We start from the raw sequence: 24,015 nt of genomic DNA, 5'->3' as shown, positions 1-24,015 counted from the left end.
TGTTTTCCTGACTCTAAGCCCGTGGCACCTTTGCTGGCAACAGATTCGCTTTCTCTGTGGGAGGGGCTTCAGCCGCGACAGCTGCTGAGCCTCGCGGCTAAAGCCCCTGCCACGGTATCTACATCGCTCAGTCGCCCATACGCGAGGCCGCACCATGAACATGCCGCAGACCGAAGTCCCGTCCCTGGCCAGCCAGCTCAAGCTGGATGCGCACTGGATGCCGTTTTCCGCCAACCGCAACTTCAAGCGCGACCCGCGTCTGATCGTCGGCGCCGACGGCAATTACTTCATCGATGACAAGGGCCGCCGCGTGTTCGACAGCCTGTCCGGGCTGTGGACCTGTGGTGCCGGGCACAACCGCAAAGAAATTCAGGAAGCCGTAGCCAAGCAGCTGGGCACCCTGGATTACGCACCGGGCTTCCAGTACGGCCACCCGCTGTCCTATCAGCTGGCCGAGAAAATCACCGAGCTGACCCCGGCCGGCCTCGATCACGTGTTCTACACCGACTCCGGCTCCGAGTGCGCCGACACCTCGGTGAAGATGGCTCGTGCCTACTGGCGCCTGAAAGGCCAGCCGAGCAAAACCAAATTTATCGGCCGTGCCCGTGGTTATCACGGCGTAAACATCGCCGGCACCTCGCTGGGCGGCATCGGCGGCAACCGCAAGATGTTCGGCCAGATGATGGACGCCGACCACCTGCCGCACACCCTGCAGTCGCACCTGGCCTTCACCAAGGGCATGGCGGCCACTGGCGGCGTAGAGCTGGCCAACGAGCTGCTGAAACTGATCGAACTGCACGACGCTTCGAACATCGCCGCGGTGATCGTCGAGCCTATGTCCGGTTCCGCTGGGGTGATCGTGCCGCCAGTCGGCTACCTGCAACGCCTGCGTGAAATCTGCACCCAGCACAACATCCTGCTGATCTTTGACGAAGTGATCACCGCTTACGGCCGTATGGGCAAGTGGACCGGTGCCGAGTTCTTCGGCGTGGTGCCGGACCTGATGAACACCGCCAAGCAGATCACCAACGGCGCGATTCCCCTGGGCGCAGTGATCGCCACCAGCGAGATCTACAACACCTTTATGAACCAGGCGATCCCCGAGCACATGGTCGAGTTCGGCCACGGCTACACCTACTCGGGCCACCCGGTCGCCTGCGCCGCTGGCCTGGCCACCCTGGAGCTGCTCAAGCGCGACAACCTGATCGAGCAATCGGCGGCCCTGGCACCGATCTTCGAAGACAAGCTGCACAGCCTCAAAGGCAGCAAGAACGTGATCGACATCCGCAACTGCGGCCTGGCCGGCGCGATCCAGATCAGCCCGCGTGACGGCGACCCGGTGATCCGCCCCTTCGAGGCCGGCATCAAACTGTGGAACGCCGGTTTCTACGTGCGCTTCGGTGGCGACACCCTGCAGTTCGGGCCAACCTTCAACACCACGCCCGAGCAGCTGGACTCCGTGTTCAACGCCGTTGGCGATGTGCTGAACAGCCTGGATTAATCCAAACACTATTCCCTGTAGGAGCCAGCTTGCTGGCGATGCTTTTAAGGCTGATCGCCAGCAAGCTGGCTCCTACAAAAACAAGATCCGTTATTAAGGAACTGCCATGACCATCGTTAACCACCTGATCCACGGCGAACTGACTGCCGGCACCGGCCGCAGCGCTGATGTGTTCAACCCGTCCACCGGCGCCGCCACCAAGAAAGTTGCCCTGGCCGACCGCGCCACCATGCAACTGGCCATCGACTCGGCCAAGAGCGCCTTCCCGGCCTGGCGCAACACCCCGCCGGCCAAGCGCGCCCAGGTGATGTTCCGTTTCAAGCAACTGCTGGAGCAGCATGAAGCGACCATCGCCAAGCTGATCAGCGAAGAGCACGGCAAGACCATCGAAGACGCCGTGGGCGAACTCAAGCGCGGTATCGAAAACGTCGAATTCGCCTGCGCTGCCCCGGAAATCCTCAAGGGCGAGTACAGCCGCAACGTCGGCCCGAATATCGACGCCTGGAGCGACCTGCAGCCAATCGGCGTCGTGGCCGGCATCACCCCGTTCAACTTCCCGGCCATGGTGCCGCTGTGGATGTACCCGCTGGCCATCGTCTGCGGTAACTGCTTCATCCTCAAGCCGTCCGAGCGTGACCCAAGCTCCACCCTGTATATCGCCCAACTGCTGCAAGAGGCTGGTCTGCCAAAAGGCGTGCTCAACGTGGTGCACGGCGACAAGGAAGCGGTGGATGCGCTGATCGAAGCGCCGGAAGTCAAAACCCTGAGCTTTGTCGGCTCCACGCCGATTGCCGAATACATCTACAGCGAAGGCACCAAGCGCGGTAAGCGCGTCCAGGCCTTGGGCGGCGCGAAGAACCACGCCGTACTGATGCCCGATGCCGACCTGGACAACGCCGTCAGCGCACTGATGGGCGCGGCCTACGGTTCCTGCGGCGAGCGCTGCATGGCCATCTCCGTGGCCGTGTGCGTCGGCGACCAGATTGCCGATGCCCTGGTCGAGAAGATCGTCCCGCAAATCAAGGCGCTGAAAATCGGTGCCGGCACCTCCTGCGGCCTGGACATGGGGCCGCTGGTAACTGGCGCGGCGCGTGACAAGGTCAAAGGCTATATCGACGCCGGTGTGGCCCAGGGCGCAAGCCTGGTGGTCGACGGTCGTGATTTAGTGGTGGCTGGCCATGAGAATGGCTATTTCGTCGGCGGCACGCTTTTTGACCGAGTCACGCCTGAGATGACCATCTACACCGACGAAATCTTCGGCCCCGTGCTGTGCATCGTCCGTGTCGGCAGCCTGGAAGCGGCCATGCAGCTGATCAACGACCACGAATACGGCAACGGCACCTGCATCTTCACCCGTGACGGTGAAGCCGCGCGGCTGTTCTGCGACGAAATCGAAGTCGGCATGGTCGGCGTCAACGTACCGCTGCCGGTGCCGGTGGCCTACCACAGCTTCGGCGGCTGGAAGCGCTCGCTGTTCGGCGACCTGCACGCCTACGGCCCGGACGGTGTGCGCTTCTACACCCGCAAAAAAGCCATCACCCAGCGCTGGCCGCAGCGCGCCAGCCACGAAGCGGCGCAGTTCGCCTTCCCGAGTAATGGCTAAGTAACACCCAGGGGGCTGATCGCAGGATCAGCCCCCTTTTTAGATGTGGATGACGACCTGTAGGAGCCAGCTTGCTGGCGATCTTCGCGACCATCCGCGTACATGCGATCAGTCCCCTCGCCCCTTTGGGGAGAGGGTTAGGGAGAGGGGGCAGTTGCCCGCTTTGCGGTGTTTTCAACCCTCTCCCCCAGCCCCTCTCCCATAAATGGGCGAGGGGAGCAGTACCGCTTTACGCAACAAACCAGCCGCGCGGGCGCGGCGTTTGTGCAGTGACCGCAGGTTACGGCACCCCTTGGGTGAGCGGGTTCAGGGTTTCCTGGCCCGCAAGCCCGCTCTCCCAAGGGCAGCCCACTTCAATGACTAATGAAGAGGACTCCTTGCAATGAGCAAACCCATGATTGGCCTTCCCCTGTGCCGTTGGCAGCTGACCAGCCGTGATATCGGCTGGTTTCACCTGGTCGGCGAGAAGTACATCCACGCCGTCACCGGCTTTGGTGCCTTCCCGCTGATGATCCCGGCTTTCGGCGATGACCTGGATATGGACACGGTGCTGGATAGCGTCAGCGGCATCATGTTCGGCGGCTCACTCTCCAACGTGCACCCCAGCTTCTACGGCGACGACCACCCCGGTCTCGGCCTGGCCGACAAACCCCGCGATGAAACCGTACTGCGCCTGCTGCGCGCCTGTATTGATCGCGGCATTCCCTTCCTCGGCATCTGCCGGGGCATGCAGGAAATGAACGTGCTGTTTGGCGGCACCCTGCACCGCGAGGTGCATGAGGTGGAAGGGCGTCTCGATCACCGCGAGGTGAAGGACGTACCGGATGACGTGGCCTACGGCCCGATGCACAACGTCGCCCTGACCGAGGGCGGCGTGTTGCATTCGCTGTTCGGCGAGCGGCAGATCAAGGTCAACTCATTGCATGGTCAGGGGGTTGATCGACTTGGCGAGGGCTTGCAGGTTGAGGCTGTGGCCGAGGATGGGCAGATCGAGGCGGTCAGTGTGATTGGGGCCAAGGCGTTTGCTGTTGGGGTGCAGTGGCATCCCGAGTATCGCTATTGGGAAAAGGCGGATTACAACGCGCTGTTGGGGGCGTTTCATCAGGCGGCGAGGGAGTATCAGGTGAGGAAGTCTGAGCGGAGGAGTGAGGCGACCTCATTAGCGTGAGTCTAAAACTCACATTGAAAGAAAAAGGCCCGCTATACAGCGGGCCTTTCTGTCGATGGCTCAACGAATTATTAGCTGGCTAATTTTGCTTTTTCTTTCATGATATGAATCAAATATTTGGCTCCTTCCTCTTGCTCGGCGGAGATCCATTCCTTTGCAAAGGATGTGCTTGATGAGAGGCTGCTAATCAATTCGCCTTCAAAGCTCATTGAAATTGATTTTTCTGTACTAAGTTCACTTTTCACATAGTTTGAGAAGAAATTAGGCTTGCTCTTCATTGGTTTCCTCCTTGACTATCATGCTGGAACTACTGTGCAGCTTGTCTATGTATATGGATAGTAGCTTGGCTATTGTTAGCATCAATACTTTATCTCGCTGTAGCGAGAACTGCTCAGGCGCAGCGCTTGTTAAAACTATCACTCCAAAAGGTTTTTGTGAAGCACCATTTGTCTCATGATCTGATCGCTGGCATTCAGAGATTGGTACTGATAGAAATGAACGGTATTGTTTGGTGTCGGACTCAGTATAGCTACTAGTTAATTCAGTGCTTTTTGATATGTCTGGACATATTTTGATTTCATTGTGAAGGAAAGATAAGCCGACATGTCCAAAGCCTGGTTGCCAGCTCCTATTGGTTTGGTTAAGTCTTTTGTCGCAGTCGCGCCATCTTATGTTCAGAAGATTGGTTTCGGGTGCGTGGATATAGAGAGCTATATTGTAAAGAGAGCCCTCTTTGTACATGAACAAGTCTTCGCGATTGTCGCTGAGGGGTTTTAGTATTCTTGCAACGTGTCCGTCTGCTGTTTGTATAAATTCGCTGATGGTAAGGTTTTTTGATTTATTGAGCTCTTCAATTGCTTGTTCTAATTCTAATGTTGCGAGGTAGCATGTGATTGTTTGAAGTTGCTGGAGTTTAGAGTATTGGATTGCTTCTGGTAGAAGTACTTCGTTCAGCTTTTTGTTTTCTTCTATTATTTCTTCTGCGTCATTTGATAGAGAGTGCATTGATGATGATCTGAATATTATAATTGTGCATAAAATGTGTATGGCGGCAAAGGTTGCGTAGGAAATACCTTCTGCAAGTGTTATGTTGTTGGTTGGTATCGCTCGGGTTATTGCGGCGCCAATAATTATCGGGGCAATAAGTGTTGTCCATGTGCTAGAGGCTATTACAGATGATTTGACTATTTTGTTTTCTGTCTTTCGATTTTGTATGGCTTTATCGAGTGTTGCCTCAATGTTCATTGTGGTTTCTCTATGTATTAGAAAAAAGGTCAGACCCGTAGGATGGGTTGAGCGTAGCGATACCCATCAATAATGGCTATCTGAAATCATCACTGCTGCGTTCGCCAACGGCTTCATCTATCCCTTCGCTACCCGCCCAATCCCCCGGCAATATCCCCGCTCGCACATACCGATGAAACGATGACCATGGCCAATCGGCTACGTGCTGTACATGTCCATGCTTGCGCGGGTTGTGGTGGATGTAATCGATATGGCGGTTGAAATCCGCCTGGTCGCGTATGCGATGTTCCCAATAACGCCTCTGCCATATTCCGCGTTCGTTTTTGCGCTGGCGACTGGCGGATGTTCGTTCGCCATAGGGCAAGGCGCGTGAAAAGCCGGTTTTGATCAATCGCCAGCGCACGGCGAAATCGGCATCACCAGCGGGCAAGGTGCATAGCGCGTGCAGGTGATCCGCCAAGATCACGATGGCATCAATTTTCCAGGGATGTTGGCGCATGACCTTGCGAAAGTTGGCGCGCAGCAGGTCGATCTGTTCGGTTAATAACGCCTGGCGGCGGTCGGCTAGGTTGAGGGTAAAGAACCAGGTGGAGCCTGGTGTGTGGTCGCGGCGGTAGTCAGTCATGGCTGCAGTCCTTTGCAGAAGCCGGGTTGGCTGAGTGTAGTTGCGTGAATTGTGGGTGTTTGGGTGATGGGTATCGCGTTGCTCAACCCATCCTACGGGTGTGTTGCTTGGCGGTTGGTGTGTACCCGCCGCTTTTGTGTTGTTTGGTCTAACGGTTCCGCCCTTACGGCGGCTCACTTTTGGCAAACGCCCCAAAAGTAAGCAAAAGGTCTTGCCCCTTGCATCCGGGTCTCGCTGCGCTCGACTTCCCTCGTTCCATCATTGCTCCAGGGGCCCGCCGCGAAGGGCCATCCCTGGCCCATCGCGGCTCTCGCGGCATCCATGCCGCTCAACCCCTTGCGCAACGATTCCACTCGGCCTTCTGATGGGGCGTTTGGCGTCGTCTGTGTAATCGTGGATTGAAAAGCAAAAAGCATGGTGGGTTTCACCCGCCCTACAGGCTACGACTACGTACCCGTAGGAGCGGCCCATGGCCGCGATGCTTTTGCTTTGGCTTTTAGGCTCTGTCGTCCACAAATCTTCCAAGCAACGCGATCCCCGAAACCCGGATGCCGGGCGCGCTTTCTCTTTGGTTACTTTCTCTTTGCGCGCGCAAAGAGAAAGTGACTCGCCGTAAGGGCGAAAAGCGTAATCCCGGTCAATCCAGTATCAATCGGCCCAATTCATCGTTGGGTCGATGCTTTACCGCTTACTTCTGGGCCAGATTGAGCTGGTTATAGTCCTGAATAAACTCGCGCAGGATGTCGTCCAGGGCCAGTTTGGTGGATTGCTGGATGGCGTTTTTCATGGCGAAGGAGCCGCCCCAGAACATTTTGCCTCCCTGGCTTTTGCCCTCGACCTTGTAGGTTTTGGAGAACAGCTGCTGTTCATCGGCGCTGACGTTCACCTTCAAGGTGATGTAGGCGCGGAAGTCGGCGAAGCGGTATTCCTGCAGCTCGAAGCTCAGCAGCGGCAAATCACCACTCTGGCGCGCTTCGAGGCGGCCGAAGGCTTGTTGTACGTCCGCCGATTGCAGGGTGTTGTCGAGCATCTGGCCGAAGTTGACGATCCACAGGTTGGCATGGCCCACCACGGCGGAGCGGAATTCGTAATGGTGGCTGCTGGTGGCCGGGCTCAGGGTGTAGGCGGCAGGGCCGCTGGCGCTGGGCAGTTGGCTATCCCCGGTGTTGTTACTCAGGTAGGCGGGGTAGTCCTCGGCAATCGGGTGCTTGATGGTGCAACCGGTCAGGGTGGCGAGCAGGGTCAGGGCCAGCAGGTAGGCAATCTTTTTCATGGCGAATCCTTGTCGATACAGCGGGTTAATGCGCAAGGAACGACCATCTGCTATCGCCCGTCCCTGGGCGGCGCACAGGCTAATGGCAATGTGCAGTGATGGCAATGTGCTTTGACCTTTACCCTTCTCCTACAAAAAAGCCCCGCTCTGGCGGGGCTTTTTGTTACCAGCGGCGGCCATAGCCGTCGTGGTGGCGGCGGTGTTGATAGCCATGCCAACGGTGGCGGCGGGGTGGTTCGGGGACGTAATACACCGGGCCGGGGGTGTAGTAGACCGGGCGCGGCTCGTAATACACCACTGGCGGCGGGTAGTAGGCGGCTGGCGGTGGTGGGTAGTACGCCGGTGGTGGCGGTTCATACACCTGCACCGGGCGGCTCTGGCTCATGATGACACCGCCAATCACCGCCCCCACCACCGCGCCGGCAATGGCCGCGTCGCGGTTGGAGGCCTGTGCCGGGGCCTGGCCAAGCAGCGCAAGGCTGGTCACCAGGCCTGTGATAAGGGGGATACGCGACAGCATGATGGAAACTCCTCTGCAAACCGGTCTTTCCCGGCTGCCTGTTTCGACACTGCGCGGGGCTCGGCATTGCAGCGGCCAATGTAAAGGCTGTGTAAAAGCGCTGAACGGTATTCAGCCGCGTTTGCTGTGTTCGCCAGAAGCGCGTTGCAGCGAGCGGCACTGGCCCAGGTCGATAGGGCCGACATAGGGGTTGCTGTGGCCCATCACGCAGCCAACCTGCTGGTTGCGCCAGCGCCCCCATTCGCTGATCGGGTATTGGCGGTTCCAGGCTTCGTAGGTGCGGCGGTCGAGTGTGGACAGGCGCAGTTGGTAGCGTTCGGCCATGTACAGGTAGATGCGCGCCGCTGCACCGCGTGCCTGCGGCGGCGGCATGGCGGTCTTGGCCTTGAAGTTGACCACCATCGGGCAGCTTCCGTACTGCGTAGGTTTGTCGCTGAGCATGCCGAGGGCGTAGTTGGAGCGGTCGCCATTTACTTCGCCGATGCTCGGCACCAGGTTGTGCAGGTCGGCTTCGGCGGCCTTGAAGCGTGCATCGTTGCGCGCGCAATTCTTGCGGCCGCCTTGTTGCCAGCATTGGCGTTGGTGACCGATCACCCAGGCCGGCACCACATGTTCCCATTCCACGCGCTGGGCGTGGCGCTGTTGTTTGCGCGGGTGGTAGCCGCAGCTATCGAGATCGACACGGTTACCGCTGTAGTGACACTGGCAATAGAAGGTGGTGGGGCGTGCGGCGTAGATCTGCCAGGCGATTTTCTTGGCGGCATTGAAGCTTTGTGGGGCTTCGGCGAAGGCGGGCAGGGCGAACAGCAGGCAAAACAGGACAAGCAGGTGCGGCATGGGCTTCTCGGCGGCAAAAAGCTGCGGATCATACCGTTAAAACCGCTCTGCAACGGGGTGTTCGTCGGGTATGCGGGTGGTGGTTCTCAACTTTTTGCCGTGACGGTGGTCTGTTCGGACACAACCTGAGCTTGTATCGCTAGGTGCTTGATTGTGCTGCAAGTCATGCCTTTGGGCAGAAAAACTGGCCAATCTGGATTTTGTTGCTAGCGTTACCCCCATCACACCGCAGCGGATGACCTCCTCTGATGAGTACTGTGCAGCGTTTACCCAGGCTGGAACAACGCGCCTACGACATGCCGAGCATGGCTCTGTCGCGGCGCTGCGGTGCTGTGGTCGGGCTGGCACTGGTCACGCTGCTGGCGTTGGGCGGTTGTGCTTCGCGGCAGGATCATCAGAGCATCATCAGCAACAGCAGCCCGATCAAACCCACCGAATTCTTCCAGAGCCACGCCGACCGCATGGCCACCCTGGGCATGCGCAATAACCTCAACAGCCTCTATCGCTTGATGGACAAGCTGTACCTGCGTAACCCACGCGAATGGCGCAAGACCGGCCTGCCTGATGCCGAGGCCGCCAAGCGTGCGGTGCACCGCGCCATTGAGCTGGATCAGCCGTTGCCGCAGTTGGGTGGCCGCACCGATATTGCCGCGCTGAGCTATGCCCTGAGCGCCGAGTATCAGGGTGACCGGGTTGGCGCGTTTATCTATTCACTGGCCAGCATGCTGATCACCGCCCATGGCGGCCGCACCGAGTACTACCTGAGCGACACGCTGGACCCACAATTCGTGCATAACGCCGCGCGCAATATGGAGAAGGCCAGTTGGATGCTGGCCCGGCGCACCGATGCCGAGGGCAAGCCGTGGCTGCTGTCCAATGAGATTTCTGCGGATGGACACAACCTCAGCTATGCCGTGGAGTTTGGCAAGATCGTCGCGCGTCTGGATTTGCTCACCGATGTGCTGGATGAGCGTTACCGGCGTATGGGGGTGAGCTATGCCCAGAGTCTGCTGTTTATGAACTTCCTGCCGGTGCAATAGCACCAGAGCCTGCGCCGAAACGTCGTTCGCCACTCACCCGCTGCGCGCGTCAGTATCCTTCTTCCAGGCGTTTGTTGTTCTGCGCGTTGGCTGCTTCGATCTGTTGCTTGAGTTGTTCGGTCTGCTGTTGCAGCTGCGCTGCCTGTTCGGCTTGCAGGCTGGCGGTGGCGGCGGTTTCACCAAGGCCGCAGGCGCTGAGCAGCAAGGTGGTGGCGAGCAGAGGCAGGGTATGGCGCATGGAGGCTCCGGAGTCAGGGTCAGTGCCAGCGTTTATAGATGGCATCCAGGCTACCAGCCTGGCGCAAACGCTCAAGGGCTGCTGCGAACTGCTCGGCACGGGCGCGATCACCTTTGGCAAAGGCCACATAGCGCGGCATTTCCACCAGCGGCCGTTGCAGGATGCGTACGTCCTGTTCGGCACGTTGTTCGCGGACGAAATACATCAGCTGTGCGCGATCACCGACGATGATATCGATCCGTCCGGCCAGTAGCATCGACACCAGCTGGCGTGGGTTCTGCGCGCTGGTATCACGGCGCAGCTCGGCCTTGTCGAAGTCCGATTGGTAGGCGTAGCCACGTACCTGACCAAGTACGTAGGGCAGCAGGTCATCCAGGTGCTGCCAGTCGCGGATGGCCGTTTTGCCGGTGGTCATAAATACCGTGGAACCGGTGCGGATCGGTCCGACCAGTTCGTATTGCTGCATGCGTTCGGGGGTGCCGGCAAACTGGAAGGCCATTACCACTTCATTGCGGTCGAGCATGCGCTTGACCCGCTCCCAGGGGTACAGCCGCAGGTTGTAGGGGATTTTGGCTTCCTGCAGCACCGCTTCCACCAGTTCGACATCCAGACCGCGCGGCTGATCATTTTCGACGGTGACAAAGCTGTAGGGAGCAAACTGCTCATCCCCTACCACTTTCCAATCCTCGGCCTGTAGCGCCCAGGGCAGCAGCAACAGACACAGCGCAACAATACGCATGGCGTCCTCCAGGGGCTTCAGCGAGCGCAGTGCTCGCTATTGATGCTAGCCAATTGTGCGGCACGTGCGACGTTGGCGGCGCAGTTTTCCGCTGGCGGTGCGTTGAACTGGCAGGCAGGTTCAGCCGCATGGTGTTTAATCTGAGGGCGGTAATAAAGCGATTTCGCTGGCGGCTGCCGAGGCTTCTGTCCAGTGCAGGAGCAGCAATGTTCCGCTGCGCAGCAGTAGTCTCGTTTCTGTGGTGGTAACAAGCCTGGAAGCAAGCAGTATCGGCAGACCTTGCCGTGCTCTGCCTAGTCGTACTGATTTTTTGTGCCCCCGGAGCAGGCTGCTCCGGGGCGTTTTTATTCCAATCAACGCCCCGGTACAGGCTGGGGGCTAGCCTTTGCGCAGACTGGTTCAGACCTTGCGCACGAACTCTGACTTTAGCTTCATTGCGCCGATACCATCGATCTTGCAATCGATGTCATGGTCGCCATCGCATAGGCGGATGCCCTTGACCTTCGTGCCAACCTTGACCACTAGGGACGAGCCTTTGACTTTCAGATCCTTGATTACGGTGATGGTGTCACCATCCTGTAGAACATTGCCTACCGAGTCCTTGATCACCCGCGCATCATTGTTAGTTTCGTCGCCAGGGCTCGTGGCGGACCACTCGTGGGCGCACTCCGGGCAGACTAACTGCTCGCCGTCTTCGTAGGTGTATTCGGAGTTGCATTCAGGGCAGGGTGGAAGAGTGCTCACGGCGTATCCTTGGTGGGTCGATGAGTAAATGCCACATATTATATAAGGCTTTTCGCTGTTTCGAAGAACTGGGTTAGCTGGGGGCCGGAAGATGTTGAGCTGGTCAGTGCCGAGGATAATGGCAGTGGTGCGCAACATGGGGCTGGCCTGGCGGCGGGTCAGTGTTCGTCGCTGACCGGCTCCAGGCTCTGCAGAACCACCTGCTCCAGGCTGTTGCCGGGTTCTGTCGGGGTGCCGACCAGTTCGCCGACCAGCTGCCACTGCCGATCCAGCTCGGTGTTGATGGCCAGCATGCGCTCGATCATCTTGTGCGCGGTGGCGTGTACGGCGCTGTCCTGGGTATTCAGCAACTCGAACGACATGGCCGTGATGGCCGCGCTCAAATGCGTAAGGGTGCGGGTCGACAGACTGAGCAATTCAGTCAATTGCGCTTCCTTGGCGGTCATGGCCATCTCCTGATGATTCCCCACTGAGCTTAGCCTGAGACTGGCCTGCTCGGCTATTCACTCCATCGTCTGGGTTGTACCGCCAGGCGCGCCGGTTGCTGGCGCGCACTCCGTCGGCTGTTGTGCGCAATGCGGGTGGTTGTGCTTTGCTCAAATAGGCGGGTTGAGTAATTGGGTGCAACCATGTTGTGTGTATGAGTTGTACCTGTCGTCGGAAGGTGCAGGCTTTTTTAAAACAGCCGTTTTACCTCGGCAGATCGCGTTTTCCCTGCGGGCAGCGCCAGACTTGAGGGTTGCCGCAGAGAGATGGAGTTATGGGGTGGCTGGTGGGTTGCTTAAGGTTGGCCTTTGTTTGGTTGCACCTAGTTGCACCTTGCGCCTCTGGAGGTTTAATCTCTCGCCAGTTTTTTGTGCCCCGCTTGCGGTCATCGTCACTTTTCAGGGCCATGACGGGCGAGGTCAACATTGCTCCCGGTGCTTCTTTGCCGTGCTTCAGCTCATAACAGGACAAACCAATGGCTACCACTACCCTTGGCGTAAAGCTCGATGATGCAACCCGTGATCGCCTCAAGCAGGCTGCGCAGTCGATTGACCGCACGCCGCATTGGCTGATCAAGCAGGCGATCTTCAATTATCTCGAGCAGATCGAGGGTGGCCTGACTCCGGCCGAGCACTCCGGTCTAGCCGCTGTGGCGGGCGAAGAAGTGGTGGAAAACCTGACTGAGCAGGGCCTGCAGGTGTTCCTCGACTTCGCCGAAAGCATCCTCCCGCAATCGGTGCTGCGTGCGGCGATTACTGGCGCTTATCGCCGTCCGGAAACCGAAGCGGTACCGATGCTGCTGGAGCAGGCGCGTCTGCCCAAGGACATGGCCGAGGCGAGCAACAAGCTGGCCATGGGCATTGCCGAGAAGCTGCGTAACCAGAAGAACGCCGGCGGCCGTCAGGGCCTGGTGCAGGGCTTGCTGCAGGAGTTTTCGCTGTCCTCGCAGGAGGGTGTGGCGCTGATGTGCCTGGCCGAAGCGCTGCTGCGTATTCCGGACAAGGCCACCCGTGACGCGTTGATCCGCGACAAGATCAGCAACGGCAACTGGAGCCAGCACCTCGGCAACAGCCCGTCGATGTTCGTCAACGCCGCCAGCTGGGGTCTGTTGATCACCGGTAAACTGGTGTCGACCCACAACGAGGCCGGCCTGGTGACGTCGCTCAACCGCATTATCGGCAAGGGCGGCGAGCCACTGATCCGCAAGGGCGTGGACATGTCCATGCGCCTGATGGGCGAGCAGTTCGTCACCGGCGAAACCATCGCCGAAGCCCTGGCCAACGCTACCAACATGGAAAGCAAAGGCTTCCGCTATTCCTACGACATGCTCGGTGAAGCCGCGCTGACCGATGAAGACGCCAAGCGCTACCTGGCGTCCTACGAGCAGGCCATCCATGCCATCGGCAAGGCCTCCCATGGTCGTGGCATCTACGAAGGCCCGGGTATTTCGATCAAGCTCTCCGCCCTGCATCCGCGCTACAGCCGTGCGCAATACGACCGGGTGATGGACGAGCTGTACCCGATCCTGCTGGGTCTGACCAAGCTGGCCAAGCAGTACGACATCGGCCTGAACATCGACGCCGAAGAAGCGGATCGCCTGGAAATTTCCCTCGATCTGCTGGAGCGTCTGTGCTTCGACCCGGCCCTGACCGGCTGGAACGGTATCGGCTTCGTTATCCAGGCTTACCAGAAGCGCTGCCCGTATGTGATCGACTACGTCATCGATCTGGCCAAGCGCAGCCGTCATCGCCTGATGATCCGCCTGGTAAAAGGCGCCTACTGGGACAGCGAGATCAAGCGTGCCCAGGTCGAAGGCCTGGAAGGTTACCCGGTGTACACCCGCAAGCCGTACACCGACATTTCCTACATCGCCTGCGCGCGCAAGCTGCTGGCTGTGCCGGAAGCCATCTACCCGCAGTTCGCCACCCACAACGCCCACTCGTTGTCGGCCATCTATCAGCTGGCCGGGCAGAACTACTACCCCGGTCAGTACGAGTTCCAATGCCTGCATGGCATGGGTGAGCCGCTGTACGAGCAGGTGGTGGGCAAGGTCGCCGATGGCAAGCTGAACCGTCCGTGCCGCATCTACGCACCGGTGGGCAGCCATGAAACCCTGCTGGCTTACCTGGTGCGTCGTCTGCTGGAAAACGGCGCGAACACCTCGTTCGTCAACCGCATCGCCGACCACAGCATCTCGATCAAGGATCTGGTGCTCGACCCGGTGCAACAGGTCGAGCAGATGGCCACGCAGGAAGGCGGCCTCGGTCTGCCGCACCCGCGTATCGCTCTGCCGCGCGCCCTGTATGGTGACGCCCGGTTGAACTCCGAAGGCATCGACCTGGCCAACGAACACCGCCTGGGTTCGCTGTCCTCGGCGCTGCTGAGCAGCACCAACACGGTTTACAAGGCCATGCCGCTGCTCGGTTGTGATGCCCCTGAGCTGGGCGACGCACAGCCGGTGCGCAACCCGGCTGATCACCGCGACATCGTCGGCCATGTGTACGAGGCCAGCGAGCAGGATGTGCGCAATGCCGTGCTCTGCGCCGTGTCCAGCGGGCAGATCTGGCAGTCGACCCTGCCGGCCGAGCGCGCTGCTGTGCTGGATCGCGCCGCTGATCAGATGGAAGCGGAAATGCAGCAACTGATGGGCTTGCTGGTGCGTGAAGCGGGCAAGACCTTCGCCAACGCCATCGCCGAAGTGCGTGAAGCCGTGGACTTCCTGCGTTACTACGCGGCGCAGGCACGTACTCATTTCAGCAATGACAGCCACCGCCCGCTGGGCCCGGTGGTGTGCATCAGCCCGTGGAACTTCCCGCTGGCGATCTTCAGTGGTCAGGTCGCCGCTGCCCTGGCGGCCGGTAACACCGTGCTGGCCAAGCCGGCCGAGCAGACTCCGCTGATCGCCGCGCAAGCCGTGCGCATTCTGCTCGAAGCCGGTGTGCCGAGCGGCGCCGTGCAACTGCTGCCGGGCCGTGGCGAAACCGTCGGTGCCGGCCTGATCGGCAACGAGCGCGTGCGCGGCGTGATGTTTACTGGCTCCACTGAAGTGGCCGGGATCATCCAGCGCAACCTCGCCGGTCGTCTGGACGCCCAGGGGCGTACCCTGCCGCTAATCGCTGAAACCGGCGGCCTCAACACCATGATCGTCGACTCCTCGGCGCTCACCGAGCAGGTGGTGGTCGATGTGGTGGCCTCGGCCTTCGACAGCGCCGGTCAGCGTTGCTCGGCTCTGCGCGTGCTGTGTGTGCAGGAAGACGTGGCGGATCGGGTGATCAACATGCTCAAGGGCGCTATGGCCGAATACAGCCTGGGCAACCCGGAGCGGCTGAGCACCGATATCGGTCCGGTGATCGACGCGGAAGCCAAGGGCAATATCGACCAGCACATCGAGAAGATGCGCGAGAAGGGCCGCAAGGTATTCCAGACCGCCCGCGCCGTGGCTGACGACATCAAGCGTGGCACCTATGTCATGCCGACGCTGATCGAGCTGGACAGCTTTGACGAACTGCAGCGCGAGATCTTCGGCCCGGTGTTGCATGTGGTGCGCTACCCGCGTGCTGAACTGGGCAAGCTGCTGCAGCAGATCAATGACAGCGGTTATGGCCTGACCCTCGGTGTGCACACGCGCATCGACGAAACCATCGCTCAGGTGGTCAACACCGCCAAGGTTGGCAACCTGTATGTGAACCGCAACATGGTTGGCGCGGTGGTTGGCGTGCAGCCGTTCGGCGGTGAAGGCCTGTCTGGTACTGGCCCGAAAGCCGGTGGCCCGCTGTATATGTACCGCCTGCTGGCAACCCGTCCGCAGGATGCCGTGGCCAAGCAGCTGCAGCAGGAAGGTGGCGAAAGCCAGCGTCCGGCCGAGCAGGCCAAGGTGATCCAGGCGCTGCAGGAGTGGGCGGCCAAGCATGAACCGAGCCTGAGCGCACTAAGCGCGCAATACGTTGAACTGGCGCAGAGTGGCACCGTGCAGATGCTCAACGGCCCGACTGGCGAGCGCAACAGCTACAGCCTGCTGCCGCGTGAGCACGTGCTGTGCCTGGCGGACGAGCGCAGCGACCTGCTGGTGCAACTGGCGGCGGCCCTGGCCGTGGGTTGCCAGGTGCTGTGGCAGGAAAGCGAGCTGACCCGCGAGCTGTTTGCCGCGCTGCCCAAGGCCGTGCAGCAACGCATCAGCCTGCTCAGCCAGTGGAGCGAGAGCGAAACGGTGTTCGACGCCATCCTCCATCACGGTGATTCCGATCAGCTGCGCGAAGTCTGCCAGCTGGCGGCTCAGCGTCCTGGCGCAATCATCGGTGTGCATGGTCTGCACAAAGGCGAAACCGATATCCCGCTGGAGCGTCTGCTGATCGAACACGCCCTGAGCATCAACACTGCAGCGGCCGGCGGCAACGCCAGCCTGATGACCATCGGCTAACAGGTTCTACGAGCATCCCACCTCGACTGGTTCGCCGGCCGGGGTGGTTGGCAACACCGGCTTCACCCTCAGGCACCTTGCCCAGGTGCCTGATGCTGCTCTGCAGCGCCCGTCGTACACCCGGCAACGGAGGGTTACCCGCCCGGTACGATGCGTTTCTTCCCTTCTGGCATTTCGATGCGCTGCGCTCGCCTACCCGGCGGCGCAGGAACGGAGCTACCCGCTCCGTTCCACATCGGCCGCCTTCTGTTTCTCCTCGCTGGTTCTAGCCTGATCTACCACTGCCCTTTGAGCACCTCGCGGGTGACGTTGCGAACGGCCACCGGGTAATCGTGCTGCATGTACCACAGCGCCGGATGATCACCAGGCGATAGCGCGCGGGCCTGTGGGCTGAGGTTGGTGCGCAGCAGCAGGATTACATCACTGCTGACCCAGGGATGGCGATACCAGTAGTGATGGCCGACGATATCGAACCCGCGCTCGGCTTAGCGGCCCGACACATCCAGCAGGTTGACGTTGTCCAGGTGCTGACGCTGGGTGAAGCGATGCAGGCTGGCCTCGGCCTGACTGCTGCCAATCCGTGGGCCACCGGGCATCAGCAGGTGGGCGTATTGCAGGGCATCGTCCTGGTCGGAGACGGTGATCATCACCTGTTCGGCGATCCTGCTGATACCGGGCAGGCGTTGCTCGAACAGTTCTTCCGGCACATCGGCAGCGGCGAAGACCACCGCGCCAATGCGGTAGCGCGTTTGCAGCTGGGTTCGGCTCAGCTCGGCGTGTCGGGCTGCCAGTTCCTGCAGGGCCAACGAGGTGACGCGTCCGCCTGCGCTGTAGGCCACCAGATTGATGCGCTCGGCATGGCTATGCTGGGCCAGCAGTTCCAGCAACTGACTGAGCGCGTGGCTGGCCTGGCGTGCGCGCTCGACATCGACGCCGAGCAGGTAACTCAGGATGTTCTGGTGCGAAGGCCAGGCAAACGCCAGGCCGACGAAGTCGCGCCCGGCAAAATGCACCAGCTCACCGGTGAGCTGGTTGGCGTTGGCGAAGTCCACCTTCGCCCCGTGCACGTAGAGGATGATTTCCTTGTCGCGCGCCTTGCTCAGCTGCAGGTTGAGCGTATCCATATACGCCTGCACGTCTGCTGGCAGTGTCCCAGTGTTAGCGCTGTGCAGTGGCAAGTGGGCGTCTTCCCGGGCTTGCAGCAGGCTCAGCGGTAGCTCACGCGGGCGGGTTTCACTGAGCGATGCGTTGCGCAATTGCGGCCACAGGTCGTCGCTGCCGCCCAGGCGAACGCTGGCGCTGCCCAGGTGCAGCCGGTCGCTGACCTGATTGCCATAACCGCTGCTACTGGGCGCGCGGTTGGTGGCGTAGAACACCGACACCTCCGGCACGCGCTCCGTCTCAGGCAAGTGCGCGAAAGGGTCGATGGCTGCCTGGTAGTAGATCACCGGGGTGGACATCAGTGTCAGCGGTTTGGCTGCGCCGCAGCCGGTCAGCAGCGCACTCAGCATGACGGCGAAGAGTGTGGGCATCCGGGGCAGCAAGGCGAGGTTCTCCGCACGAGGTGGGTGTTCAGCCTAGCTGTAATCCATGCTGTGGAATAGCGCTCAGCGCATGCTCACTTGGCGCGCAGCGCCTTGGCCATCCCCTGATCGACCGCGTTGCGCCAGGCGTCATCGTCTGCGTCCTGTTCATGCCAGCGGCGTTGCAGGTCGCTTTCCAGGCTGGCCTGGCACTGGCGGAAACCATCGTCCCAACCGGTGGCGTAGTCGGGCTGCTGCAGGTAGCGCGGTACATCCTTGCGAAAGGGTTGCAGGGCACCGGCCGCTTGCCGACCGCTGCTGCAGCCGGCTTCGAAACCGTCGATAAACGGTGCCGGGTAGCCTTCTGCGGTGAGTTGTTCGCGGGTGCTATGGCAGCCCAGCAGTTGGCTGGCGATCAGTCCGGCCAACAGCCAATACAGGCCTTTACGGCTGCGCGTGGGTACGTGTGGCATGGTTCACCTCCAGGCCAGTTGATGATTCAGCCAGCTGCTGATGCTGCACAGTGCCCAGGGGCTGGTGCTACAGGCCCCGCTGGCCAGGGCGCGGTGCAAGGCGTTGATATCGACGTCCTGGAGGTAGGCTTCGGCATCGGCCAGGCGCTCCTCACCGCCAAAACCGCCGCCGCGCATTTCCGCCAGGGCCTGAGGTTTGCTCCAGCCCTGGTAGACCACGCGGTACAGCGCGGCAATCAGACCGGTGCGGTGCTGCCCGTGCTTGCAGTGAATCAGCACTGGGCCGTAGGCCTGTGCCTGACGGATGCTGCGCAAGACGGCGAGCACGTCGGCATCATCAATGCGGTCGGTGCGCAGCGGCAGATGCACCTGGTGGATGCCGGGAGCATTCAGCCACTGCGCATCGCTGCGTTGGTAGAAGTTGATCACTGTCTTCACGCCCAGCTGCTGCAACAGCGGCTGATCGTCGGCCTGTGGCAGGGCGCTGCGGTAAAGCCCCTGGTCCATGCGATAGAGGTTCAGGCGGGCGTCCAGTGGTGTCGCCCAGGCGGCCGGCCGCGTGTGGGGAGCACTGTTGCTCCAGGCCAGTGGCGTGGTCAGCAACAGCAACAGGAGCAGGCTGCTCAGCAGGGTACGCATCAGGTTTGGCCCTCGTGCAGGCGGTGGTCGATGGTCAGCGCCGTAGTCGCTGGCTGCGGGCGATAGAGCAGCCAGCGGTAGCAGAGGGTGCAGATCAGCCAGTCGAGCAGCAGTGTCCACAGGTTGTGTGAGAGAAAATGTGCGCCCTGCATCATCCGCCCTGCGGAAAGCAGCGTGCCCAGTCCCAATGCGAACCCCAGGGCAATGCGCGCCAGCCGGGGGCGGCGGTCGCGCAGCACGAAGAACAGCGCGAACAGGGCAAAGCCGGACGCGGCATGGCCACCTGGCCAGCAGCGCCCAGGTTTGTCGGTAGGTGCCCGCTCACCGAGCAGTGGGCTAAAGGTTTGCGTGCCGCCGAACTCGCTAAGGCTCCAGGGGCAATGCATGCCGGTGAGTTTCTTCAGGGGTGTGATGATGCTGGTCGACAATGCCAGGGCCAGCACCAGGTAGCCCAGCGGTCGCCGCCACGCCTGCCACCTGGGCAGCAGGCTGAGTAGAAAGCCGCCGATGGCCAGGACCCCGAGCGCGATCACCGCCTGTTTGGCGCGATCATGCAGGATGTCTTCCAGCCAGAAGCTGTGGCGACCGACAAAACCCTGGCCGGGTTCGTAGAACAGCTGCGCCAGGGCGAAATCCAGGCCGCTGGGGTCGATCAGTAAAAGCAGTGCCATCAGAGCCAGGGGAATCCCCAGGGCGAGGCGAAAATCAAAATAGCGGGTGTGGCTGTGAGCCATGACGGCACTCCTCTGTTGGTCGCTACTGTGCGCGGCCAGGCTTAACGTTTGCTGAACTGTTCGGCAGGGGAGATGGTCGGTTGCCAGGTGATCAGGTGTTGCTCAAAGGCATGGCTGGCGCCCTGGTAATAGGCAATGTCGCGTTGTAGCAGCGGGTCTTCGCGGTTGCTCGTGGACTCGCGGCTGATGCCCAGAGCATCGTCGTGGCGACGCATGCCCTGGCGGGGGCTGAGGATGGCCAGGTTCTGTCCATCGAACAGGCCTAGGTGCTGGTAGTTGCCGATCAGGGCGCGGCCAGGCGCGCGGTCGCTGCGCAGCAGGTTGCGGCCGAAAAAGGTCGAGCTGTAATCAATGTTGAGCAAGCCCAGCAGGGTGGGGGCCAGATCAATCTGGCTGGCCACGGCGCTGAAGGTTTGCGCTTCGAGCAGAGCCGGGGCGTAGATGAACAGCGGAATGTGGTAGTTGGCCACGGGTAGGTCTTCCTGGCCGGCACTGCCAGCGGTGTGGTCGGCAACGAAGACGAACACAGTCTGTTTGAACCAGGGCTTGTCCTGGGCCTGTTTGAGGAACTGGCCAATGGCGTAGTCGGTGTATTTCACCGCGCCCTCGCGGCCCTCGCCTGAGGGGATGTCGATGCGTCCATTCGGGTAGGTGTAGGGGCGGTGGTTGGAGGTGGTCATCAGTTGCAGGAAGAACGGTTTGCCGGCGGCATGGTCGCTGTCGGCTACCTTGAGCGTTTGCTTGTAGAGGTCTTCGTCGGACATGCCCCAGGCGTTCTGGAAGGCCATGTCCGCTTCGGCCACGCTGCTCTGGTCGACAGTCCGGTAACCGTTGCCGCCGAAGAAGGCGTTCATGTTGTCGAAGTAGCCACGCCCACCGTAGAGAAACACGCTGTCATAGCCGAGCGCACTGAACTGCTGGCCGAGGCTGGCGTAACCACTTTCGCGGCCAATCCGTTTGACGATGGAGCGCCCCGGCGTGGGTGGGATCGACAGGGTGATGGCCTCCAGGCCTCGGTCGGTACGCGTACCTGTGGCGTAGAAGTTGCTGAAGGCCAAGCTGTGTTGGCGCAACGCATCGAGGCTGGGAGTCAGCCCGCGGGTGTCGCCAAAACTGCCAAGGTATTTGGCGCTCAGGCTCTCGATCGTCACTAGTATCACGTTCATCTTTTTGGCCGGCCCTGGGTTGTCGATCAGCCGGCGAATGTCCTGCGGGTCGCTGCCGATAAAGCGCGCGTTGGGTTCGCGCACTTCATCGCGTAGCAGGCTGGCGACGCGGTCAGCGGGCAGGGTGCTGTAGAACTGCTGGTAGTCCAGTTCATTGTTGCGAAAGGCGGCGAAGAACTGGAACGGACCATTGCTGGCCAGCTCGCGCTGGTAGGTGTTGCCGCCCATGCCGCGTGGTGCATCCTGGCCGATGGTCAGGCTGCTCAGCCCAGTCAGTAGCAGTACCAGGGCCAGGCTGGCAAAGGCCCGCGATGGGGTCAGCAGGGGGGCATCCAGTGCGGCCTGCACGGGTTTGCGCAGGGCAATGCTGGCAGCGGTTGCCAGCAGGGCGAGCAGGGCCAGCAGCGGGTAGATCGGGTAAGACTCAAGGATGTTGTTGAGCACCTCCTCCGAATACACCAGGTAATCCACGGCAATGAAGTTGAAGCGCACGCCGAACTCATCCCAGAACAGCCATTCGGCCACGGCAGTGAACAGCATGACAAACAGACTGAACGCCACCAGGGCGAACAGCAGGCGCTGGTGCCAGCGTTGCCGCCAAAGTCTGGGCGGGCAGAGGAACAGGTACAGCGCCAAGGGCAAAGTGGCATAGAGTAGAAAGCCCAGGTCGTAGACCAGGCCGATGGCATACACCGCACTCAGTTGCAGCAGGTTGCCGTGGGCATCGCCCAGGTGGCTGACCAGCAATACGCTGCGGGTCAGGAAGAACACCAGCAGCCACGCGAGCACAATGATGGACAGATAACGCAGCTGGGCGAAGTAGAGTTGAGGCATCGTATGATCCTTGTTGGATGAACGTGCCGCAGTCTGTGAGTGGGCCTGTGAGGCGCGCGTCAACGCGTTGTGAAAAAAGCGTTAAACCCCGAAATAGAGAGCCAACGATGCGAATTCTGGTCATCGAAGACAACCGTGACATCCTTGCCAATGTGCTGGACTACCTGCAACTCAAAGGCTTTACCGTCGATTGCGCGCAGGACGGACTGAGCGGTTTGCACCTGGCGACCACCGGCCATTACGACCTGATCGTGCTCGACATCATGCTACCCGGCATGGACGGCTATCAGGTCTGCCAACGCCTGCGTGAAGACGGCCACAACGAAGTGCCGATCCTTATGCTGACCGCCCGCGATGCGCTGGACGACCGCCTTCAGGGCCTGCAGGTGGGCGCTGATGATTACCTGATCAAGCCCTTTGCCCTCTCTGAACTGGTGGCGCGCATCGAGGCCATCCTGCGGCGCAGTCAAGGCAGTCGCAAACGTCAGTTGAAAGTCGCTGACCTGCTCTATGACCTCGATACCCTGCATGTCAGCCGCGCCGGTCAGGCGCTCAAACTCAACCCGCTGGCGCTCAAGCTATTGGCAGTACTGATGCAGAGAAGCCCGGCCGTGGTGCGCCGTGAAGTACTCGAAGAGGCGCTGTGGGGCGATGACTGCCCGGACAGCGACAGCCTGCGCAGCCATATCCACCAACTGCGCCAGGTGCTCGACAAACCATTCGCCACGGCGTTGCTGCATACCCAGCATGGCGTTGGTTACCGCCTGGCGGAGCCGGACAATGGTCTCTAAACAACCCTTTGCGCGGCGCATTCTGATCGCCTTCGTGCTGATGACCACCCTGGTCAGCGGGTTGTTCTCCCTGAGCATCGTGGCGGTGGTGCACTTTATTGAAGAGCACCTGGTGTCGCAGGAGCTGAGCCGTGAGTTGAACGAAGTGCTGCATGCCGATATCAGCCAGGGCCGACCGCCCCGGCTGGACTCGGCGACGCGCTTCTTCGCCTCCGACCTGGCCGACTATGCTATTCCCGAGCAGTTTGCCGGGCTGTCGTTGGGCTTCAACGAAGTCATGGAGGGCGACCAGGCGCTCTATGTCTACACCCATGAACTCAATGGCCGTACCTATATGCTGGTGCAGCAGCAGGAAGAGTTCGAGGCGCGTGAACAGGCCCTGTTCGATGTGGTGTTGGCGGGCTTTCTGCTGACGGTGATCGCTGCCTGGGCGTTGGGTGTGATCATGGCGCGCAAGGTCATGGAGCCGATTACCCGCCTGGCCCGTCAGGTGCGCCATCGCGACCAGCTCAACCCCTTGGCGCCGGCCCTTGCTCCGGAGTATCCGGACGATGAAGTGGGGCAGCTGGCAGATGCCTTCGACAGCACCCTGGGCCAGCTGCGCCAGTCTCTGGAGCGCGAGCGGTTGTTTACCAGCGATGTCAGCCATGAGTTGCGCACCCCGCTAATGGTGATCGCCAGCTCCTGCGAGCTGCTGGCCGAAAGCCCGCTGGGGCCACGTGAGCGCGATCAATTGCAACGCATCAGCCGCGCCAGCGAAGAAATGCGTGAGCTGGTGCAGACTTTTCTGCAACTTGCGCGTGACAAGGCCAATGCCTGTGCCCCGGCCCCCAGCAATAGTCTGGCGAGTATCGCCAGCGAGCAAGCCAACCGCTGGGGGCCGCTGCTCAGGGACAAGGGGCTGGATTTCCAGTTCATCAACGAAGGCGCGGATGGTGGTCTATACAACCCGACCCTGCTCAGCACGGTGGTTAGCAACCTGCTGCGCAATGCCTTGCACTACACCGAGCAGGGCTTCGTGCGCCTGGTGCTCGAACCAGCGGGGTTGCGTGTGGAGGACAGCGGCTCGGGGATTCCGCTTGAGCAGCATGAAAGCATCTTCCAGCCCTTTGTCCGCGGTATCCAGCCCCGTGGCGAGGGCCTGGGCTTGGGGCTGTCGCTGGTCAAACGGATCTGCACCCGGCAGGGCTGGGTCATTACCGTGAGCAACCTGCCGGCAGGCGGCACCTGTTTCCGTGTGGTGCTGACGACGGATAAGTAGCCATCCAGGCCGCGCGCAGAACAGGATGGTGAATAGGCCCCGGTTTTCTAGAGACCATCCTGCCTCAGAAAATAACGACGTTCGAACTCTATCGGTGACAGCTTCTCAGCGAAACCATGTCGTCGCTTGGGGTTGTAAAACATCTCGATGTAATCGAA

23 protein-coding genes are annotated in these 24,015 nt (G+C 60.6%); 7 read left to right on the top strand and 16 right to left on the bottom strand.

Annotated features, from left to right (window positions below; genetic code table 11):
* Window positions 1-154 precede the first annotated feature (154 nt).
* From IOD17_RS14780 to IOD17_RS14770, 3 genes are all read left to right on the top strand, one after another.
* Entirely contained in the window at window positions 155-1,501 is a 1,347-nt protein-coding gene (locus tag IOD17_RS14780; RefSeq protein ID WP_233685828.1) for an aspartate aminotransferase family protein, read from the top strand.
* A gap of 106 nt (window positions 1,502-1,607) precedes the next feature.
* Window positions 1,608-3,104: a CoA-acylating methylmalonate-semialdehyde dehydrogenase gene (locus IOD17_RS14775; protein WP_233685827.1), complete on the top strand. Its 1,497-nt coding sequence runs from the start codon at window positions 1,608-1,610 to the stop codon at window positions 3,102-3,104.
* Window positions 3,105-3,498: 394 nt separating this feature from the next.
* Entirely contained in the window at window positions 3,499-4,272 is a 774-nt protein-coding gene (locus tag IOD17_RS14770) for a gamma-glutamyl-gamma-aminobutyrate hydrolase family protein (RefSeq protein ID WP_233685826.1), read from the top strand.
* Between the two features lie 71 nt (window positions 4,273-4,343).
* On the opposite strand, the gene IOD17_RS14765 is transcribed toward IOD17_RS14770, so the two are convergent.
* From IOD17_RS14765 to IOD17_RS14740, 6 genes are all read right to left on the bottom strand, one after another.
* Window positions 4,344-4,550, bottom strand: coding sequence for a hypothetical protein (locus IOD17_RS14765; RefSeq protein ID WP_233685825.1), 207 nt, complete (start codon window positions 4,548-4,550; stop codon window positions 4,344-4,346).
* Entirely contained in the window at window positions 4,534-5,517 is a 984-nt protein-coding gene (locus IOD17_RS14760; RefSeq protein ID WP_233685824.1) for a hypothetical protein, read from the bottom strand. Before IOD17_RS14760 ends, IOD17_RS14765 begins: the two co-directional genes overlap by 17 nt.
* Window positions 5,518-5,593: 76 nt before the next feature.
* Window positions 5,594-6,142, bottom strand: a complete 549-nt coding sequence (locus IOD17_RS14755; protein WP_233685823.1) for an REP-associated tyrosine transposase — start codon at window positions 6,140-6,142, stop codon at window positions 5,594-5,596.
* A 688-nt stretch (window positions 6,143-6,830) separates the two neighbouring features.
* The gene (locus IOD17_RS14750; RefSeq protein WP_233685822.1) at window positions 6,831-7,415 is read right to left on the bottom strand and encodes a lipoprotein; all 585 of its coding nucleotides are present in this window, start codon (window positions 7,413-7,415) and stop codon (window positions 6,831-6,833) included.
* A gap of 163 nt (window positions 7,416-7,578) precedes the next feature.
* On the bottom strand, window positions 7,579-7,935 hold the full coding sequence (locus tag IOD17_RS14745) for a hypothetical protein (RefSeq protein ID WP_233685821.1): 357 nt from the start codon (window positions 7,933-7,935) through the stop codon (window positions 7,579-7,581).
* A gap of 111 nt (window positions 7,936-8,046) precedes the next feature.
* Window positions 8,047-8,772, bottom strand: a complete 726-nt coding sequence (locus IOD17_RS14740; RefSeq protein WP_233685820.1) for an endonuclease — start codon at window positions 8,770-8,772, stop codon at window positions 8,047-8,049.
* A 296-nt stretch (window positions 8,773-9,068) separates the two neighbouring features.
* Between IOD17_RS14740 and IOD17_RS14735 the strand changes: the two genes are divergently transcribed.
* Window positions 9,069-9,812, top strand: coding sequence for a hypothetical protein (locus IOD17_RS14735; protein WP_233686018.1), 744 nt, complete (start codon window positions 9,069-9,071; stop codon window positions 9,810-9,812).
* A 49-nt stretch (window positions 9,813-9,861) separates the two neighbouring features.
* On the opposite strand, the gene IOD17_RS14730 is transcribed toward IOD17_RS14735, so the two are convergent.
* The 4 genes from IOD17_RS14730 to IOD17_RS14715 all read right to left on the bottom strand — a co-directional run bounded on the left by IOD17_RS14730 (window position 9,862) and on the right by IOD17_RS14715 (window position 11,979).
* Window positions 9,862-10,050 carry a hypothetical protein gene (locus tag IOD17_RS14730; RefSeq protein ID WP_233685819.1) on the bottom strand — a complete coding sequence of 63 codons (189 nt, stop codon included), beginning with the start codon at window positions 10,048-10,050 and terminating at the stop codon, window positions 9,862-9,864.
* Between the two features lie 19 nt (window positions 10,051-10,069).
* Window positions 10,070-10,789: a substrate-binding periplasmic protein gene (locus IOD17_RS14725; protein WP_233685818.1), complete on the bottom strand. Its 720-nt coding sequence runs from the start codon at window positions 10,787-10,789 to the stop codon at window positions 10,070-10,072.
* 399 nt (window positions 10,790-11,188) lie between these two features.
* A complete protein-coding gene (locus IOD17_RS14720) occupies window positions 11,189-11,533 on the bottom strand; it encodes a zinc ribbon domain-containing protein YjdM (protein ID WP_233685817.1) in 345 nt (114 codons plus the stop codon).
* Between the two features lie 158 nt (window positions 11,534-11,691).
* Window positions 11,692-11,979: a hypothetical protein gene (locus IOD17_RS14715; RefSeq protein WP_233685816.1), complete on the bottom strand. Its 288-nt coding sequence runs from the start codon at window positions 11,977-11,979 to the stop codon at window positions 11,692-11,694.
* A 515-nt stretch (window positions 11,980-12,494) separates the two neighbouring features.
* On the opposite strand from IOD17_RS14715, the gene putA reads away from it, so the two are divergent.
* On the top strand, window positions 12,495-16,436 hold the full coding sequence (putA, locus tag IOD17_RS14710; RefSeq protein ID WP_233685815.1) for a trifunctional transcriptional regulator/proline dehydrogenase/L-glutamate gamma-semialdehyde dehydrogenase: 3,942 nt from the start codon (window positions 12,495-12,497) through the stop codon (window positions 16,434-16,436).
* A gap of 485 nt (window positions 16,437-16,921) precedes the next feature.
* Here putA and IOD17_RS14705 read toward each other — a convergent pair whose 3' ends face one another.
* The 5 genes from IOD17_RS14705 to IOD17_RS14685 form a co-directional block, all read right to left on the bottom strand.
* The gene (locus tag IOD17_RS14705; RefSeq protein WP_233685814.1) at window positions 16,922-17,968 is read right to left on the bottom strand and encodes an alpha/beta hydrolase; all 1,047 of its coding nucleotides are present in this window, start codon (window positions 17,966-17,968) and stop codon (window positions 16,922-16,924) included.
* An 86-nt stretch (window positions 17,969-18,054) separates the two neighbouring features.
* Window positions 18,055-18,432, bottom strand: a complete 378-nt coding sequence (locus IOD17_RS14700) for a hypothetical protein (protein WP_233685813.1) — start codon at window positions 18,430-18,432, stop codon at window positions 18,055-18,057.
* A gap of 3 nt (window positions 18,433-18,435) precedes the next feature.
* Window positions 18,436-19,071 carry a tyrosine-protein phosphatase gene (locus tag IOD17_RS14695; protein ID WP_233685812.1) on the bottom strand — a complete coding sequence of 212 codons (636 nt, stop codon included), beginning with the start codon at window positions 19,069-19,071 and terminating at the stop codon, window positions 18,436-18,438.
* Window positions 19,071-19,805, bottom strand: a complete 735-nt coding sequence (locus tag IOD17_RS14690) for a phosphatase PAP2 family protein (RefSeq protein ID WP_233685811.1) — start codon at window positions 19,803-19,805, stop codon at window positions 19,071-19,073. Before IOD17_RS14690 ends, IOD17_RS14695 begins: the two co-directional genes overlap by 1 nt.
* A 41-nt stretch (window positions 19,806-19,846) precedes the next feature.
* Window positions 19,847-21,805 carry an LTA synthase family protein gene (locus tag IOD17_RS14685; RefSeq protein WP_233685810.1) on the bottom strand — a complete coding sequence of 653 codons (1,959 nt, stop codon included), beginning with the start codon at window positions 21,803-21,805 and terminating at the stop codon, window positions 19,847-19,849.
* 107 nt (window positions 21,806-21,912) lie between these two features.
* Between IOD17_RS14685 and IOD17_RS14680 the strand changes: the two genes are divergently transcribed.
* Together IOD17_RS14680 and IOD17_RS14675 are read left to right on the top strand one after the other, a co-directional pair.
* Window positions 21,913-22,596, top strand: a complete 684-nt coding sequence (locus tag IOD17_RS14680) for a response regulator transcription factor (RefSeq protein WP_233685809.1) — start codon at window positions 21,913-21,915, stop codon at window positions 22,594-22,596.
* The gene (locus IOD17_RS14675; protein ID WP_233685808.1) at window positions 22,586-23,857 is read left to right on the top strand and encodes a sensor histidine kinase; all 1,272 of its coding nucleotides are present in this window, start codon (window positions 22,586-22,588) and stop codon (window positions 23,855-23,857) included. Before IOD17_RS14680 ends, IOD17_RS14675 begins: the two co-directional genes overlap by 11 nt.
* 47 nt (window positions 23,858-23,904) lie before the next feature.
* Here the strand turns inward: IOD17_RS14675 and IOD17_RS14670 are convergent.
* Window positions 23,905-24,015 (bottom strand): IS3 family transposase (locus tag IOD17_RS14670; RefSeq protein ID WP_233686017.1); only part of this gene is annotated, 111 nt, incomplete at its 5' end.

This window comes from Pseudomonas anguilliseptica (assembly GCF_021375795.1).
GTDB classification, from domain to species: Bacteria; Pseudomonadota; Gammaproteobacteria; order Pseudomonadales; family Pseudomonadaceae; genus Aquipseudomonas; species Aquipseudomonas anguilliseptica_A.
Note: the sequence above shows the minus strand (reverse complement) of the source record. Positions and strands in the feature narration are given on the sequence as shown.